We start from the raw sequence: 15,057 nt of genomic DNA, 5'->3' as shown, positions 1-15,057 counted from the left end.
GGTTGCTTCTCAAAAATTGGCGAAGTGTATCCAATTCAACTGGTAAAATATAGCTAATCAACACCCGTATGTCAGACACGCTTCTTTACTGTGGTGTGATGAAGCGTGCTGATCTGGTTTAGATTTTGGTGTTTTTGGTTTTGGCTCTTTGTTGAAGTTCTGTTTTCGGCTGCTGGTCAGCTTTGTCTTCTGTGAAGCCTTGTGGGTTAATGTTCGCCCCGCCAGCTTTGCCGCGATTGTTGTTTTTTCGTTTACTCATGGTTTCCACCTCCACGTATAGGATGTGAAGGTGGTACGTATCTTATGCTTCTTTGGTTTGGAGCTTTGTAGGTTGATCGTTCTTCCAAACAGAGTAGGTGAGGTAGCCGCCTTCAAGGTTTCTTACCGTAAATCCATGCTGTTGCAGTAGCTTCGTTGCGACATACCCTCTGAGACCTGCCTGGCAATAGACCGTAATGGGTTCATCTTGAGGCAGTTCAACCAAACGATCTCTCAGTTCATCTAATGGGATGTTTATCGAACCGTCAATGGCACCCTTATTAAATTCTTTAGGTGTACGCGCATCTAAAATGTGGCCGCCGCTTTCTGCAATACGATCGATCTCATGCCAGTGAACGATGTCGACTTCTCCTTCAACAACATTTGAAGCAACATATCCCAATAAGTTAACGGGATCTTTTGCAGAAGAGTAAGGAGGAGCATAGGCCAGTTCGAGATCAGGTAAATCTAGAACGGTTAATCCGCCTTTGATCGCTGTCGCTAGAACATCAATGCGCTTATCTGCCCTTTCTTTTCCAATGATTTGAGCTCCGTAAATGGTGCCAAGAGCAGGGTGGAACAAAAGCTTCATGGCAAGAGGTGTGGCATTTGGATAGTAGCCAGCGTGAGATCCCGGATGGATATGAACAGCTTCATAAGAAAGTCCCATCGCTTTTAGCTGTTTTTCGTTTTTACCTGTGGCCGCAACGGTAAGATCAAACACCTTGGCAATCGATGTACCTAGCGTACCGCTGTATCGTACGTTTTTTCCATAAATATGATCAGCGACAAGGCGTCCTTGACGGTTAGCTGGCCATGCAAGAGGGATCATCGTTGGTTGACCAAATTGATAATCCTTTACTTGGACAGCGTCTCCAACGGCATAGATAGCAGGATCGTTCGTTTTCATCTGTTCATCTACTATAATTCCGCCACGCTCATTCGTTTCAAGTCCAGCCATCGTGGCTAATGTATTCTCAGGCGTAACGCCAATAGAGAGCGCCACAAAGTCCGTTTCAATGGAATTACCACTTTCAAGAACAACTTGTGTTCCTTGGTGTTCGAAAGCTTTCACACCATCATTTAAATGGAGTGTAACCCCTTTATGTTTCAATTCTTTATGAACGATAGCCGCCATTTCGGGGTCAATTGGCGCCATTACTTGTGGAGATTTCTCAACAAGCGTTACATCAAGTCCCCGATCAACCAGGTTCTCCGCTAGTTCTAGCCCGATAAACCCACCACCTATAATGGTCGCGTGCTTAGGCTGTTGTTCTTCTAAGAATGAATAGATCTTATCTGTATCTGGTATATTTCGTAATGTAAAATAGTTGGTCTCTGCAAGTCCTGGTATAGGGGGAACAATTGGTTTGGACCCCGGAGAGAGGATGAGTGTATCGTAGCTCTCTTCGTATTCGTCTCCTGTTGGATGATGACGAACGGTCACGGTTTTCTCATTACGGTTTATGCGTACAACTTCCGTTAATGTACGGATGTCTAAATCAAAACGAGACTTCATTCCCTCAACCGTCTGAACAAGCAATTTGCTACGGTCTGTAATTGTACCACCAATATAGTAAGGCAAACCGCAATTGGCGTAAGAAATATAAGCTCCACGTTCAAACATGACGATCTGGCTGTGTTCATCTAAACGACGAAGGCGAGCGGCAGCTGTTGCGCCACCTGCGACACCACCGACAATGATTATTTTACGGTTCATAATGGAATCATCCTCTCTTTTATACCCTCACCCGTATTTTATGCTTAAATAAATCGAAAGTAAATACGATTTCAAGGGAGTATGTGACAATTTAGAGGACAATAAGACTCAGTCTAAAAAGTGACATAAAAAAGCTCCGAGATCTACATCCCGGAGCTTCGTTCTCGTTATTCATTTATTGGCGGAGCAGGGAAAGAGATGGTTTTTCCTTCATCCATTGTTGTTAAATCAACGGTCTTCATTCCCTCAGCAGAAAGGGTGAATAAAGTATTGTCGATTGAAACCATACGAGTAATGCGAGACTCAAAGCGTCGTTCTGGTGTTTGATTCTCCTCGTTTGTCACCGTTGTTTGAAGTTCAAAGCCGTTCTCAGGTGTAATCTTATACAAATAGGCTCCCTGATATTTGTGCTCGTAATCTTCTGATACCTCTATAGGGAGGCCGTATAAATCTTTCTCAGGATGAAGATAGAGGGCTTTATGGTCATGGCTAACAGTCGTATGACTTCCTCTTCCGCCTATAGTCGTCACGTCTTTTTCAATCGGGTTCGAAACGTCGCTGACATCAAATAAAGAAAGCTTAACCCCTTTTTGAACGACTCGTTCTCTGCCATTATCCGTGACAACTTCTGTGTCTTGACCAATTCCGATTAAGTGGTCATCGCCGAGAGGATGGAGGTAATCACTAAAGCCTGGAATCTTTAACTCTCCAAGGACTTCCGGTTCAATAGGCTCTTTAAGATCGATGACAAAAAGCGGGTCCACTTGTTCAAACGTAACCATATAGGCTCGTTCTTGCATAAACCGAACGCTGTAGATTCGTTCGCCTTTTGCTAGACCTTCGAGTTTGCCAATCGGGGTCATGGATAAGTCGAATGTGTACATATTGTTGAATGACGGCAACTCATCATTCCAAAACTGCCCTGTTGTAGTGGCTACTCGGAAAGAATCACCCCGTTCATCCATCGCGAACTGATTGATGAGATGACCCGGAACTTCAGCTTCTCCGCTGTACGTGACGTCTCCGCCGTTAACTGCGAATTGATAAATCTTTGTACTTTGTTCACGCTCTTCAGGAAGGGAAGAGGAAGCTGCTCTAAAGAACGGCTCAACCCTGTAATTCATCGATCGTGCTGCGATATAGAGATTGTCTTTTGACATATAAACCGTGTCCCCGGCCCCGAGGTACGTTTTTACATGGGCAGGCTCACTGTTGTCCGTCACATTAAAGCTTGTCATCGTAAGGAAGGAAGTGTCTTTACTTCCTGGTAACTGGTGCATGTTGGCGTAGGGGATCGGCTGAAATTCTTCGCTTACAGCGGAATCCATGTAGAGTGGTCGAACCTCTTTATCTTGTTGTTCTTTCTCTTCCAAATGGTAGAAGGAGGCGTACTTGTTGGTTAACAGATACATCTGTCCTTCAACCATGCGGGAAGTTAAATAGCTCCCCTCGACGGATAGCTCGCGTACCTTTTCAGGTGATGCGTGATCAGACACATCATAGACGCGCACAGCGACTTGACTACTGAAGTTAGGCATAATCATAGACTTGGCGGCTGTAGCCTCATCCTCGCCAACCTGTCGCTCTCGGGGCTGGTGTTTATAGCCCATGACAACGAGTTTGTTTTCATGAAGGAATAATTGATTCGGAATAAAGTTCTTTTCTTCAATTCTAGTGACCACTTGGGCTTCGTCGGCTGGTGTGCCCTTGGCAATGACAATGTCTTGATTCCTGGCATAATAAATGTATGTTCCGTCGTTCTTCACAAGGTCAGCTTCATCTACTCCGTTAACCTGAACGTTGGTTTTAGAAGAGGTGCTAGCGGATTCCGATGAAGCACTGTCGGCGGTTGCGTTTTCAGCTTGTTCTAGCTGGAATCGATTATCTGTCTTATTTTCTTCTTGGAGTTTCTTTAAAAGCGCCTCTAATTCTTCTTTTGAGCCGATGGCTGGCAGGTCTTTAGAGGTTGTAAAAGAGTACGTAAAGTCTTTTGACATTTCCACATCTCGGACAGAAGTGACTCCTTTTGAAATGGTAAGGACATAGTCTTCGTTCACCTCGTATCCCTCTTTCGGTGCGTAGATGCTTACAGATTCTCCATCCTCACTTACCTTAAATGTAACAGGGACGGTTTCTCCTGTTTTCTTCTTTTTTACCTGAACGGTCTGATCTGTGAAACTGTCTTTCTTCATTTCCTTTGAAAAGGTAATCGTCCAGTCTTTGTGGACCGGCACAATCTCGTTTTCTTCCTTTACTTCTGCTGAAACGCCCCAGTTGGTTACCCCATACACGATAACAAACAGAGCGGCTACAAAAGCAATGGCTGCGATTAGGACCCGTTTCATTTCAGTCACCCTTTCATCTTGGTTTACAGTATGAGTCGACTCTTAGTGGAAAAAGTTTCAGGAAAAAGACAATCCATTATAGAAAAATGCCTGAGGGGGTTACCTCAGGCATTGTAGAGATGATCATATAACCTTGTACAAAAGCAGAGCGCCGGTTCAGTCCAGTCTATATGGGGCTAAGCGGGGGCTTGGGCTTTTGTTTACGTCCAGCTCCAGCCCCCAGCCCCTAGTAGACTTCCCTCACCTCTGGTCGATAAGTCAACATCGATTCGCCTTTGGCTCATCGTGTTTCCTTTATCTCGCGCCGGTTCAGTCCAGTCTATACGGGGGTAAACGGGGGCTTACGCTTTTGTTATTTATGATCCGTTTTCTTCGAGAATTGGCGTTCGCCGTTTTGGCGGGCTGCTTCTCTTTGTTCGTTTTTATGTGCTCGTTTTGCGTTGTTATCAAGGGGTTTTTTGTTGTTGTCCCCGGTATTTCTTGTTGCCATAGTCAGACACCTCTTTCTCTAATGATCAGAATGCATCATTAGATTGTGTGAAAAGAGGGTAGATTATTTATAAGGTGCATTTAAGAAAAATAATGCAATGGTTCCAGGTCCGGCATGGGCGCCTACGGATGCGCCAACCTGGTGGATATGAATTTCTTTTGTGCCAAATTGGTCTCGGATCATGTCAGCTAACTTTTCAGCTCGTTCGAGGTCATCTCCGTGGCTGATGGCGATTGGTTGATCCGATAGGTCTACGCCTCTTTCTTCCATCACTTCGGTCATTCGTTTCAGTACTTTTTTGGCACCGCGAATTTTCTCAAGTGGAATCAATTGGCCGTTCTCAACATGGAGGAGGGGTTTAATCTTTAGCATGGTGCCAAAGAATGCCGCGGCTTTACTAATACGGCCTCCTCGTTTTAAGTATTCTAAGTCATCAACGGTGAAGATGTGTTCCATATGTTGAAGGTGGTAAGTAGAGAGCTCTGTAATTTCATCTAGGGACTTTCCTTCTTTCGCTAATTGCACGGCTCGTAGCACAACGAGTCCGTGACCAAGCGAGGCGCAGTGGGTATCCACAACGTTCAGGTTAAAGTCAGGGTAGTCATCTTGTACTTCCTGTTGCATCATCTTAGCCGTTTGATAGGTTCCGGAAAGTTCTGATGAGAAGGCGAGATATAAACAGTCCTGTCCCTCTTTGGCAAGGTTTTCGAACAGTTCCTTGAAACTCTGCGGTGAGACTTGAGATGTTTTAGGTGCTTTGCCATTTCTCATTGCGTCATACACTTCTTTAGGTTGGATGGTTTCGCCATCTTTATAATCTTGATCGTCTAAGTGAACGGTTAAAGAAAGACGCTTAATTCCATACTCGTCCATAACAGAAGCAGGCAAATCACATGCCGAATCGGCTATAATTTGTACAGTCATCATTTTCACCCTTTTCTATAATAAATCTTAGAAGACCGTGGTCCTATTGTCATAAGTGTAATCGCAGGAAAGAAGATAGTCAAAGCATTTAGAAAAAAGTGGTTTAAACGATAGGGGTTCTATGATATATAGAAAAGAGGGGAGTTTGAAATAGTTTTCATCCTCATACTAAACAGAATAAAGATCGTAGATTAGGAGGGCGTTATGTTTTTTCTAGAAATAAAACGAATATTAATTGTGGTAATTAGTGCTGTTTTAAATGCTATTTCCCTAAACTTTTTCCTTATTAAAGCGAATGTTTACGCAAGTGGATTTACAGGGGTAGCACAGCTTCTCTCAAGCGTTATGCAGGATTACGTAGGATTTGGTATTACGACTGGTGTGTTACTCTTTATTTTAAACATTCCGGTAATTATTTTAGGTTGGTACAAAGTGGGAAAAGGGTTTACAATTTATAGTATCATCTCTGTTGTGTTTACCACCTTCTTCCTCGAAGTGATTCCTGTTAAACAACTTTCAACAGATATTCTCTTAAACTCCGTATTTGGTGGAGTGATCGGGGCGTTAGGTGTAGGCCTCACATTGAAGTGGGGTGCTTCTACAGGTGGTATGGATATCGTGGCGATGGTATTGTCTCGCATTAAAGATCGACCAATTGGGACTTATTTCTTTATTTTAAATGGATTGATTATCATCTTAGCCGGTTTATTGTATGATGAAGAAAAGGCCCTTTATACGATTGTGACGCTTTACGTCTCAACGCGTGTGATTGATGCTGTCCATACTCGTCATGAGAAGTTAACCGCTATGATCATTACGACTGAAGCAGAGGCTTTACAACGAGCGATCCATTCCAAAATGGTACGAGGGATTACAACGGTACCTGCACGTGGTGCTTTTACAAATCAGGAAAAGGACATGCTCATCATGGTCATAACGCGTTATGAATTATACGATCTCGAACATACGATTAAAGACGTTGATCCGAATGCATTTACAAACATCGTCCAAACCACTGGAATTTTCGGGTTCTTCCGACGTGGTGACTAAAAAGTGAAACGAATTTGATGGATCCATCGACTAATTAACAGGGTGAATTTATTAGAAAGGGATGTGACAAGCATGAAAAAACTTCTTGTAATTGTCATGGCAATGCTTCTGATTGCCGCAGGCTGTGCCAGCTTAAATGAATCGAAAGCGAAAGACGCTGAGGACACTGAGACCGTGACGGGTGATGAAACAAAAGAAGAATCACCAGATACGGAAGCCTCTGAAGAAACGGAAGACGAAACAAGTGAGCAAACAAATGAAGATAAGAAAGAACAAGTAGACCTTCAAACTCTTTTAGAAAAAGTAGATATGACGGCTACAGTAAACCCAGAAATTGAGCAAGTAGCTTTTGATTTTGCGTTGAAAAACGGTAATGACAAAGCGATTAACCTTGATTTTTCTTCTGGTCAACAATATGAGATTCTTGTAAAGAATGAAAACGGAGAAGAAGTATACCGTTACTCAAAAGGAAAATCGTTCACAGAAGCTATGGTGAATGAAGAGATTAAGCCTGGGAAAGAACTAGCGTTTAAATCCGAATGGAATTATAAAGTGGACGGGAAACGCGTTCAACCAGGGAATTATACAGCGGAAATTACAGTTATGCCTATGAAGCTGAATGGCCAAACAATTGAAGCGAAGCCATTCCAAGTAGAAAAATCGTTTGAAATCCCTTCAGAAGATCAAGTTTTCCGTAATGTGAAAGTAGAAGGGGAGAACGGTCAATATACAGTAACAGGTGAAGCGCGCGTGTTTGAAGGAAGCTTTATGTATAACGTAGAGGATGGACACAGAGTGTTAGTTCCGGACACAGCTGTTCAAACGAGCCAGGGCGCACCGAATTGGGGCGAATTTGAATTCACTGTAGAGATCTCTAAGGACAATCTTCCATCAAATGGTACATTAACGCTTATGATGTATGAAGTGAGTGCGAAAGATGGATCTGTAACGAATCAGAAATTTGTTAAACTCGAAACATTTAAATAAGAAGTAAAAAAAGGCTTGTCCCGAGGGACAGCCTTTTTTTTTGTTCAGTCAGGAATTAAAATCCGTGACCTTCAATTGTATCGATGACTTGTTGTTTTAGTTCATCCCATGAAGCGTCGTTTTTCTTGTTAACGGTGATAAAGTTCTGGAAGCCAAATACATTATCTACACCGTTCAGCGCCATAAGATCATTCAAAATGGCATGTTCGCTCGTTTGACCGGGCATAACTGATACGCTTCCATTCCCGTCAAAAATCATACGGTCACTGTCAAATTTAACAGCATTAGGGTTCGGCGTTTCTTTTGCCTGTACACTCATCCGGAATACCTCCTCAGTATAAGATCCATCATTATAGTAGCACGAAAGAGGAAGTTCGCACAAAAAGAAGGGCTATTTGTCATGGAACGCTCACATGAACTAGAGAGAGACGAGGAAGAATTTGCTAAAATAAAGACAGATGGATGGGCTTATTCAGCCGATTAAGAGAGGTAGAAAGGGTATAGTCCTCATATACTAAACGTATTGGATTCTTATAGGGAAGCGGGGGATGGACATGATTAAAAAGGGACTCTGGATCGGAACAGCAACGGGCTTTCTCTTAGGGTTGATCCTGTGGATCTTTGAATACACGACAGGTAAAAGGGTGTATACATTACTTTTAAATGTGGATTTTATACCAGTTATGGGCTCGATTGATTGGCCGATTTATATGGAATGGTTGTTTCATCTGATCATTGCCTGGTCCATTGCGATTGTGTATGTAGCTTGGGTTAAGTACCAAACGGATGGAAGAGCAAGTTCAAGGTGGGCTACGGCCCTTGTGTTAACAGCTTTTGCAGCGTTAACGTACTTTCCGCTAACAGACCTCGCGATAAAAGAGACCCCGGCATTTGATGATCTTGCTGCTATTTCATATTGGCTTATTGCTCATCTTGCTTTTGGTGTGGCACTTGTTAAACTAGATGAGTGGACAAATCGTAAAAAGTAGGTGCAGCAGTGAATCAAAAGAATATCGTAGTTTGGGATTTAATCTGTTATATTGTGTTTCCTTTAGTCGTTTGGAACTTTATCAGAGATGACATCGGGGATTATTATGCGATGCTCTTGTCCTCTGTTCCGGGTATAGTCTATACGATCATCCGGTTTAAAGCGGTTAAAAAGGTCCAATTCTTCGGCATTTTCATGCTTGCAAACTTAGTCGTTGGGACGTTGTTCGACGTGCTAGCTGGCTCCGCCCTGCAACTATTATGGAATAGGGTTTACTTCGCTTTGTTAGGCGGAGGTATATTCTTAGGAAGTATGTTCATTCGAAAGCCGATTGCTCTATATTTAATGCTTGATGTGATGGAAATGCAAGGACAGAACCGGAAGGCGTTAAGAGCAAAGTTTATGCAGAAGAAAGTGTTCTTTGTCTTTCAGCTTATTACGTTTGTATTTGTCTTCCGTGAACTCGTCTTCGCGGGTTGGAAGGCCTGGCTCATCGGCCAATACGGTGTCGAAGCGTTCGACCAGGCGATCGTCATCAGGCAAGTTATGAGTTGGGTATTAACCGGTGTAACCGTCATCGGCTACGTATACGTCTTCAAACTTCTACAGATGACACCACCCACAAACGACAACACCAAATACTCTACCTAACGATGTTTTACTTTAACGCGATAAAAGGTGTCTGACACGCGTCTTTGCTTTAGAGCAGTAAAGGGTGTCAGACACCGTTTCTCTCTTTAAAGCACGAAAGAGCCTGCCTTCTGATTAAGAGGGCAGGCTTTTTTGAGCTGTGTTATTTTAATCCTTGGTGACGCTCGAGTTCTGATTCGAGCTGCTGAAGTTGAGCTTGTTCTTCTTGGGAAGCGTTAGCGCGAGCTGAGTTAATACAGTTCTTCGCTGTTTGGATATTTTTCTCCCTCGCTTCACCATTGCGGTTAGTGATATTAGATACGGCACTTTTTGCTTGCTGGAATAAGTTATTCTGCATTACGAAAGACCTCCTATAGAGTTATGATCGTCTTCTTCACCTGTGCGTTCTACATCGGCAAAAGTTTGCTTATATGGAAAACGCTCATCGTGCTTCTTGACAGAATCTCTTCCTTGCTGAACAAATCGTTTCGATTTACTTTTCTTGCTCACACTTATCACCTCGTGGATTAAAAAAAGCTCGAACACAACGTGTTGCTGTGTTCAAGCTTAGTATGAGCAAATGCATCTCTTCAATGTATTGAAAAATATGGAGATCTTGTTTTTAAGTGAGCTTTAAATACTGCTCTAAAAAGACAGCAATTCCATCTTGCTCATTAGAAGTCGTGACCTCATTTGATACATCCTTCAGTTCGCTAATAGCATTATCCATCGCGACTCCGACCCCAGCAAACTCAAGCATCTCAAGATCATTGTCTTCATCACCAAATGCGATAACACGTTCCTTAGGAATGTGGTAGTAGTGAGCGATCTTGTTCAAACCTACCGCTTTATTTAAACCAGCGCGTACAATCTCGATCACGTGCCAAGGAGCTCCCCATTTGCGGTGCTCAATCATCGTGGCATGCTTCTCGTCTAAGTGTTCGCGGATGTGTTTAACTTGTTCTACATTTGGATGGATCAAGATAGAAGTTGGATCTTCATTAAGGTGATTCTTAATACTTCCTATCGTAATAGGTGTATCTGTCGTATGAAAAATATCAAGAATTTCCTGATCATATTGATCTAAGTATACCTCGTCCCGAACTTCAGCCAGAATGTTGCGGACGCCGATTTCGTGACACGTATGTATAATTTCGCGAGCCGTTCGGATGGACATCGGTGAATGAATTGAATCCCAATTATGATTTAAAGGATGGTGAATTAAAGCACCATTAAAGTTCACCATAGGCGTGTCGAGGTCCATTTCATTGTAGTAATCAATACTAGCTCTGTGTGGACGACCGGTTGCGATGCATACAATATGACCAGCCTCTCGAGCCTTATGAATCGCTTGTTTATTGCGTTCGCTAATTGTTTTCTGATCGCTTAGCAGTGTTCCATCTAAGTCTAAAGCGATTAAATGTTTTTCCATTGCCTTCACCACCTCATTTGAATTTAAGTGTATATCTTGATTCTATCATCTGTAAAGAACTATAGGGTCGTTTTTCTTTTCTTTCAAAAAGGAAAGTGTTACGATGTACCATATAAATTAGTAAATTACGGAAAGAATTCAATACATATTTTTATGCACAAAGGAAGGGAATAACATCGTGATTGGCATTTACAGAGAAAGATTTGAACACATACCTGCACTAGTCGTTGTTGATTCTGAGAAAGAAAACCAGCCATTACCTGTTGTGACGTATATCCACGGGATAACGAGTCGTAAAGAGCAGAACCTTTCATTCGCTTACTTCTTGGCTGAGAAAGGATTTCGTGTTGTACTTCCGGACTGTATGTTACACGGAGAAAGAGATGAAGGGCTGAATAACCAGCAAATTTCTTATCGATTATGGGAAGTCGTTGCAAAGAACCTGAAAGAGCTTCCGATCATTAAAGATGCACTTGATGAGAAAGGTCTAATATTAGATGGCCGTTTCGGACTTGCTGGTACGAGTATGGGAGGCATTACGACAAGTGCTGCCCTTACGCAGTATAGCTGGATTAAAGTTGCCGCAGTATTAATGGGATCCCCACAACCTGTTCGATTCGCTGAGGAACAAGTAGCGACGTTGAAGGAAATGAATGTGGACTTACCGTTATCAGAAGAGGAGCAACAGAAGCTCATTCGAGATCTTTCCTCTATTGACTTAAGTAAACAAATCGATAAACTATATGGACGCCCGCTATTTTTCTGGCACGGAGAAGACGACCGCGTTGTTCCATTTGATCATTCCTACAGCTTTTATAATGATGCCATTGCCCATTATAAGAACCCTGAGAATATTCGCTTCCGCAGGGAAATCGGTCGCGACCATAAAGTTTCAATCTATGCGATTTCAGAAACGGTGAACTGGTTCGACATGCATCTATAAGCATGCTGTTTTAAAATGAGCGGATTTTCGTTATAATGAGAAAAGATTAGAAGAAAGGGGAACGAGTATTCATGGATCAGACTATGCACGATAACATGATGGGTGCACTTGAGAATGTAATCGACCCCGAGCTTGGCATTGATATTGTCAATCTTGGTTTAGTATATGGCGTTGATATTGACGATGAAGGCGTTGGACAAGTTACGATGACGCTAACAGCAATGGGGTGCCCACTTGCTGGCACGATTGAAGCTGACGTAAAACGCGTATTAGCCGATCTTCCAGAACTAAAAGACGTAAACGTTAATATTGTATGGAATCCACCGTGGACGAAAGATAAGATGTCCCGTTACGCAAAAATTGCGTTAGGCATTCCGGATTGATTTCTAGAAAAGAACCTTTTGCTGTCTTAGCAAAAGGTTTTTTTTGGTATAAGCTAAGCTGAGATATTTTGTTGTGAAGGGGCCGTTACGTTTGATGAGTGGTTGGGCTTGCTCGGGGACAACTCGCTTTCCTGCGGGGAGCTGGGAAGCCTCCTCAGACGGCAAGCCGTCTTCCGGGGTCTCCCCTAGGCTCCTCACCCCGTGGGAGTCTCGCAGTCCCCGAGCAAGCCCTGGCATTATGAGGTGAACGGCCCGACTGGATTCAATTAGCAAGCTTATACCTCCCAGGTGGTAGGTAGCCGTCCAACTATCAAAAAAAGCTCTCCCTCTAATTAAGAGGGAGAGCTTTTCTTACATTACGATTGTGGGGGAATAAAGGCAACGGTATCGCCGTCGCTTAGTTCCGTATCCATATCTTTGTATTCATCATTCACAGTAACTTGAGCATGATCTAAATCAAGCACGTTATAGTTCTCTTTTAATGTGGATTTAACATGAGCAACCGTTTGGCCACCTGCTTCCATTTCTACACTTTCACGACCTGCTGCTTCTTGGAATTGAGCTAGTAGTAATACTTTAACCACGTTTAAGTCCTCCTTGAAAGGGAGATGAATTCTCCACTAATTTTTTAGGAACTGCTTTGATTGTGTATACTCTCATCACTTTTAAGTGAAAGTATGGCTTACAACGATATGTACCACTTTATCCCATTCTATAAACGTGCAAGAGCAAGAAACGCAGTCTGTAATTTGAAATGATCTTCACTAAAAGTACGGGAAGGTCTTAATTTTTTTCGCTCAGATATGGCAACGTTTTTGTTTAACCCTAACATAGTAGAGGTGGTCCTTTGAAAATGCGAGACTCCCGCGGAAAGACGGGCTTCAGAGATCCCGCAGGGAGTGAAACGAATGAGGAAGCTCTGGAGTTCGTCCGCAGGAAAGCGAGTGTTTTCAAAGGACCACCTTCCTCTCACTAAAGCAAACAAAAAGGTTATACCTTTTATAAGCAAAACCCCAAAATTAAAAACGGTGAAACCAAGAATCTTGATTTCACCGTTCCATATATGTTCGTTAAGGTTTTCGGCCTTTGATTAATCTGTAAACTAATAAGACCAGGGCGACAACTAACAGAATATGAATAATACCGCCAGCGATTTTAAAGATGACGCCGAATAACCAGAATAGTAATAAGATAAGTAATATGGTCCAAAGCATGTGTCATCCCTCCTTTTGTTTGTAATTTGCCCCGAAATCCTTTATTTCAAACACATCCTGTTTACTTCAGTGACACCTCTTAGCTGATCCCTATACAAAAAAAGACACCATCTTGAAATTTACTTTCAAGATGGTGTCTCTTTTAGGGGCCTATCAAAAACCGTTAGGGGGGTAACGGGTAATGATAATCATTATCAATGAGAATTGTTTTCAGTATATCGTTAAATGAGTAGACCGTCAACTCTTACTTTGATTTTGTGTTAAGAATAGGGAATGAAGATCATCTCTTAACAGAGACATAAAAAAGCAGCTACGGTAAGGGGGGAACTTTGAAGGTTGCCCACCCAACACGTAACTGCTTGTTCGTTTCTTATAAGAATAAAATCGCGAGCGCTCCGACAATAAAGCAATAAAATGCGAAATATTTCAGGTTATTGTTCTTCATCACATTAATAAACCACTTCAGAGCGAAGTAAGAAGCCAGGATCGAACCTAAGAAAGCCAGAACATAAGGGATATAAAGGTCAGAAGGAGTGTTCATAATAGCTTCCCCCTTTAAGATCACTGTTCCAAGACTGACAGGTATATAAAGTAAAAAGGAAAAGCGAAGGGCTGTTGTTTGCTTCAACCCAAGAAGCATGGCTGCGACTACCGTTGCACCGGATCGGCTGATCCCTGGGATTAGGGCAACAGATTGGGCTAGTCCAATAATGAGCGCGTCTTTAAACGTCATATCGCCGTCGCCGCGGCTTCCTTTAAGATTGCGGATCACCCAAAGCGCAATTCCGGTGACGATGAGCGTGATTCCAACAGTGCTCGCTTGTTCACCGAAAGTGCTTTCAATTGCATCTCCGTATAAAACGCCAATAACGCCCGCTGGGATGGTTCCAATCAATAAATAAATAATAAAGCGAAAATCTCGAATGGTTTCTTCGTCTCGTTTCTTTTGAAACAAGAAACCAATTCCGCTTGCAATCAAACGTGCCAGGTCATTTCGATACACGATAAAGACAGCAAGTAAAGACCCGAAATTAACAAGAACTTCAAACGTTAACCCTTTTTCACCAATGATATTAAATAAATCTTTCACCATAATCAGGTGTCCGCTTGAAGAAATAGGGATGGGTTCCGTGAATCCTTGGAATACTCCTAAAAATAAATATTGAATAAGCGTCCATAATTGATCGAGCATGTTCATAATCCTCCCTAAAGGAAATACATAAATCTATTCTCGTCCTTCACACTTTTTATGTGGGTGAATATCCTACTTGTAAAGAGGAGGTGGCCCGGGTGAAGAAGCGAAGTAAGAAGAATCCATCCACGAATTATCACCATATGTATTCATTATGCAATCAACATATGAATCAATATGTCCTGGCGGAATTGGTGGATGGCCAGAATATTGATGGAATTGTCACGGGTGTAGATGGCGATTATGCCTATTTAGCTGTTCCATTAACAGGCAATGAACAGCAGGAAAGAGATGGTTCACCACAACCTATGACAGATCGAGACCAGCGACAATATGGTTATGCCTCGCCTTATGGGGGCGGTTACGGGACTGGCGCACCATATGGATATGGATACACGCCGCCTCCGAGATTTAGTCGACTGATTCTTCCTCTTGCAGGTCTTGTTGCGATTAGTTCGCTGCCGTGGTATTAGATGTATAAAACCTCACCTCTGTGCCAAA

At 42.6% G+C, this 15,057-nt stretch carries 19 protein-coding genes; 7 read left to right on the top strand and 12 right to left on the bottom strand.

Annotation, left to right across the window (positions count from 1 at the left end):
• Positions 1 to 118 precede the first annotated feature (118 nt).
• The 5 genes from LQ226_RS13265 to LQ226_RS13245 all read right to left on the bottom strand — a co-directional run bounded on the left by LQ226_RS13265 (position 119) and on the right by LQ226_RS13245 (position 5,737).
• The gene (locus LQ226_RS13265) at positions 119 to 259 is read right to left on the bottom strand and encodes a small, acid-soluble spore protein L (protein WP_231418439.1); all 141 of its coding nucleotides are present in this window, start codon (positions 257 to 259) and stop codon (positions 119 to 121) included.
• Positions 260 to 301: 42 nt separating this feature from the next.
• Complete coding sequence (locus LQ226_RS13260) at positions 302 to 1,978, bottom strand: CoA-disulfide reductase (protein ID WP_231418438.1); 1,677 nt, start codon at positions 1,976 to 1,978, stop codon at positions 302 to 304.
• Between the two features lie 167 nt (positions 1,979 to 2,145).
• A complete protein-coding gene (locus tag LQ226_RS13255) occupies positions 2,146 to 4,323 on the bottom strand; it encodes a beta-propeller domain-containing protein (protein ID WP_231418437.1) in 2,178 nt (725 codons plus the stop codon).
• Positions 4,324 to 4,675: 352 nt separating this feature from the next.
• A complete protein-coding gene (locus LQ226_RS13250) occupies positions 4,676 to 4,813 on the bottom strand; it encodes a DUF3941 domain-containing protein (RefSeq protein ID WP_231418436.1) in 138 nt (45 codons plus the stop codon).
• A gap of 63 nt (positions 4,814 to 4,876) precedes the next feature.
• Positions 4,877 to 5,737, bottom strand: coding sequence for a DegV family protein (locus LQ226_RS13245; protein WP_231418454.1), 861 nt, complete (start codon positions 5,735 to 5,737; stop codon positions 4,877 to 4,879).
• Between the two features lie 204 nt (positions 5,738 to 5,941).
• Here LQ226_RS13245 and LQ226_RS13240 point away from each other — a divergent pair, with 204 nt between their 5' ends.
• Both LQ226_RS13240 and LQ226_RS13235 read left to right on the top strand, forming a co-directional pair.
• On the top strand, positions 5,942 to 6,787 hold the full coding sequence (locus LQ226_RS13240; RefSeq protein ID WP_231418435.1) for a YitT family protein: 846 nt from the start codon (positions 5,942 to 5,944) through the stop codon (positions 6,785 to 6,787).
• A 72-nt stretch (positions 6,788 to 6,859) separates the two neighbouring features.
• A complete protein-coding gene (locus tag LQ226_RS13235) occupies positions 6,860 to 7,774 on the top strand; it encodes a BsuPI-related putative proteinase inhibitor (protein ID WP_231418434.1) in 915 nt (304 codons plus the stop codon).
• A gap of 55 nt (positions 7,775 to 7,829) precedes the next feature.
• Here the strand turns inward: LQ226_RS13235 and LQ226_RS13230 are convergent, their stop codons facing one another.
• Positions 7,830 to 8,093 carry a NifU N-terminal domain-containing protein gene (locus tag LQ226_RS13230; protein ID WP_231418433.1) on the bottom strand — a complete coding sequence of 88 codons (264 nt, stop codon included), beginning with the start codon at positions 8,091 to 8,093 and terminating at the stop codon, positions 7,830 to 7,832.
• A gap of 229 nt (positions 8,094 to 8,322) precedes the next feature.
• Between LQ226_RS13230 and LQ226_RS13225 the strand changes: the two genes are divergently transcribed.
• The gene (locus LQ226_RS13225) at positions 8,323 to 8,763 is read left to right on the top strand and encodes a hypothetical protein (RefSeq protein ID WP_231418432.1); all 441 of its coding nucleotides are present in this window, start codon (positions 8,323 to 8,325) and stop codon (positions 8,761 to 8,763) included.
• An 8-nt stretch (positions 8,764 to 8,771) separates the two neighbouring features.
• Positions 8,772 to 9,413, top strand: a complete 642-nt coding sequence (locus tag LQ226_RS13220; RefSeq protein ID WP_231418431.1) for a VC0807 family protein — start codon at positions 8,772 to 8,774, stop codon at positions 9,411 to 9,413.
• Between the two features lie 142 nt (positions 9,414 to 9,555).
• On the opposite strand, the gene LQ226_RS13215 is transcribed toward LQ226_RS13220, so the two are convergent.
• From LQ226_RS13215 to LQ226_RS13205, 3 genes are all read right to left on the bottom strand, one after another.
• A complete protein-coding gene (locus tag LQ226_RS13215; protein ID WP_231418430.1) occupies positions 9,556 to 9,750 on the bottom strand; it encodes a DUF3813 family protein in 195 nt (64 codons plus the stop codon).
• Positions 9,750 to 9,902, bottom strand: coding sequence for a hypothetical protein (locus tag LQ226_RS13210; RefSeq protein WP_231418429.1), 153 nt, complete (start codon positions 9,900 to 9,902; stop codon positions 9,750 to 9,752). The genes LQ226_RS13215 and LQ226_RS13210 overlap by 1 nt, the downstream gene beginning before the upstream one ends.
• 112 nt (positions 9,903 to 10,014) lie before the next feature.
• Positions 10,015 to 10,824, bottom strand: coding sequence for a Cof-type HAD-IIB family hydrolase (locus LQ226_RS13205; protein ID WP_231418428.1), 810 nt, complete (start codon positions 10,822 to 10,824; stop codon positions 10,015 to 10,017).
• 178 nt (positions 10,825 to 11,002) lie between these two features.
• Here LQ226_RS13205 and LQ226_RS13200 point away from each other — a divergent pair, with 178 nt between their 5' ends.
• Together LQ226_RS13200 and LQ226_RS13195 are read left to right on the top strand one after the other, a co-directional pair.
• On the top strand, positions 11,003 to 11,767 hold the full coding sequence (locus LQ226_RS13200; protein ID WP_231418427.1) for a prolyl oligopeptidase family serine peptidase: 765 nt from the start codon (positions 11,003 to 11,005) through the stop codon (positions 11,765 to 11,767).
• A gap of 71 nt (positions 11,768 to 11,838) precedes the next feature.
• Positions 11,839 to 12,150, top strand: coding sequence for a metal-sulfur cluster assembly factor (locus LQ226_RS13195; RefSeq protein ID WP_231418426.1), 312 nt, complete (start codon positions 11,839 to 11,841; stop codon positions 12,148 to 12,150).
• Positions 12,151 to 12,506: 356 nt separating this feature from the next.
• Here the strand turns inward: LQ226_RS13195 and LQ226_RS13190 are convergent, their stop codons facing one another.
• The 3 genes from LQ226_RS13190 to LQ226_RS13180 form a co-directional block, all read right to left on the bottom strand.
• Positions 12,507 to 12,734, bottom strand: a complete 228-nt coding sequence (locus LQ226_RS13190; protein ID WP_231418425.1) for a MoaD/ThiS family protein — start codon at positions 12,732 to 12,734, stop codon at positions 12,507 to 12,509.
• A gap of 486 nt (positions 12,735 to 13,220) precedes the next feature.
• The gene (locus LQ226_RS13185; RefSeq protein WP_231418424.1) at positions 13,221 to 13,364 is read right to left on the bottom strand and encodes a lmo0937 family membrane protein; all 144 of its coding nucleotides are present in this window, start codon (positions 13,362 to 13,364) and stop codon (positions 13,221 to 13,223) included.
• Between the two features lie 370 nt (positions 13,365 to 13,734).
• Positions 13,735 to 14,562: an undecaprenyl-diphosphate phosphatase gene (locus LQ226_RS13180; protein WP_231418423.1), complete on the bottom strand. Its 828-nt coding sequence runs from the start codon at positions 14,560 to 14,562 to the stop codon at positions 13,735 to 13,737.
• A gap of 92 nt (positions 14,563 to 14,654) precedes the next feature.
• Here LQ226_RS13180 and LQ226_RS13175 point away from each other — a divergent pair, with 92 nt between their 5' ends.
• Positions 14,655 to 15,029: a hypothetical protein gene (locus LQ226_RS13175; RefSeq protein ID WP_231418422.1), complete on the top strand. Its 375-nt coding sequence runs from the start codon at positions 14,655 to 14,657 to the stop codon at positions 15,027 to 15,029.
• Positions 15,030 to 15,057 lie beyond the last annotated feature (28 nt).

Origin of the sequence: Pontibacillus sp. HN14, assembly GCF_021129245.1 — a bacterium.
GTDB lineage: Bacteria > Bacillota > Bacilli > Bacillales > BH030062 > Pontibacillus.
This window is presented reverse-complemented; position numbering and strand designations above follow the sequence as displayed.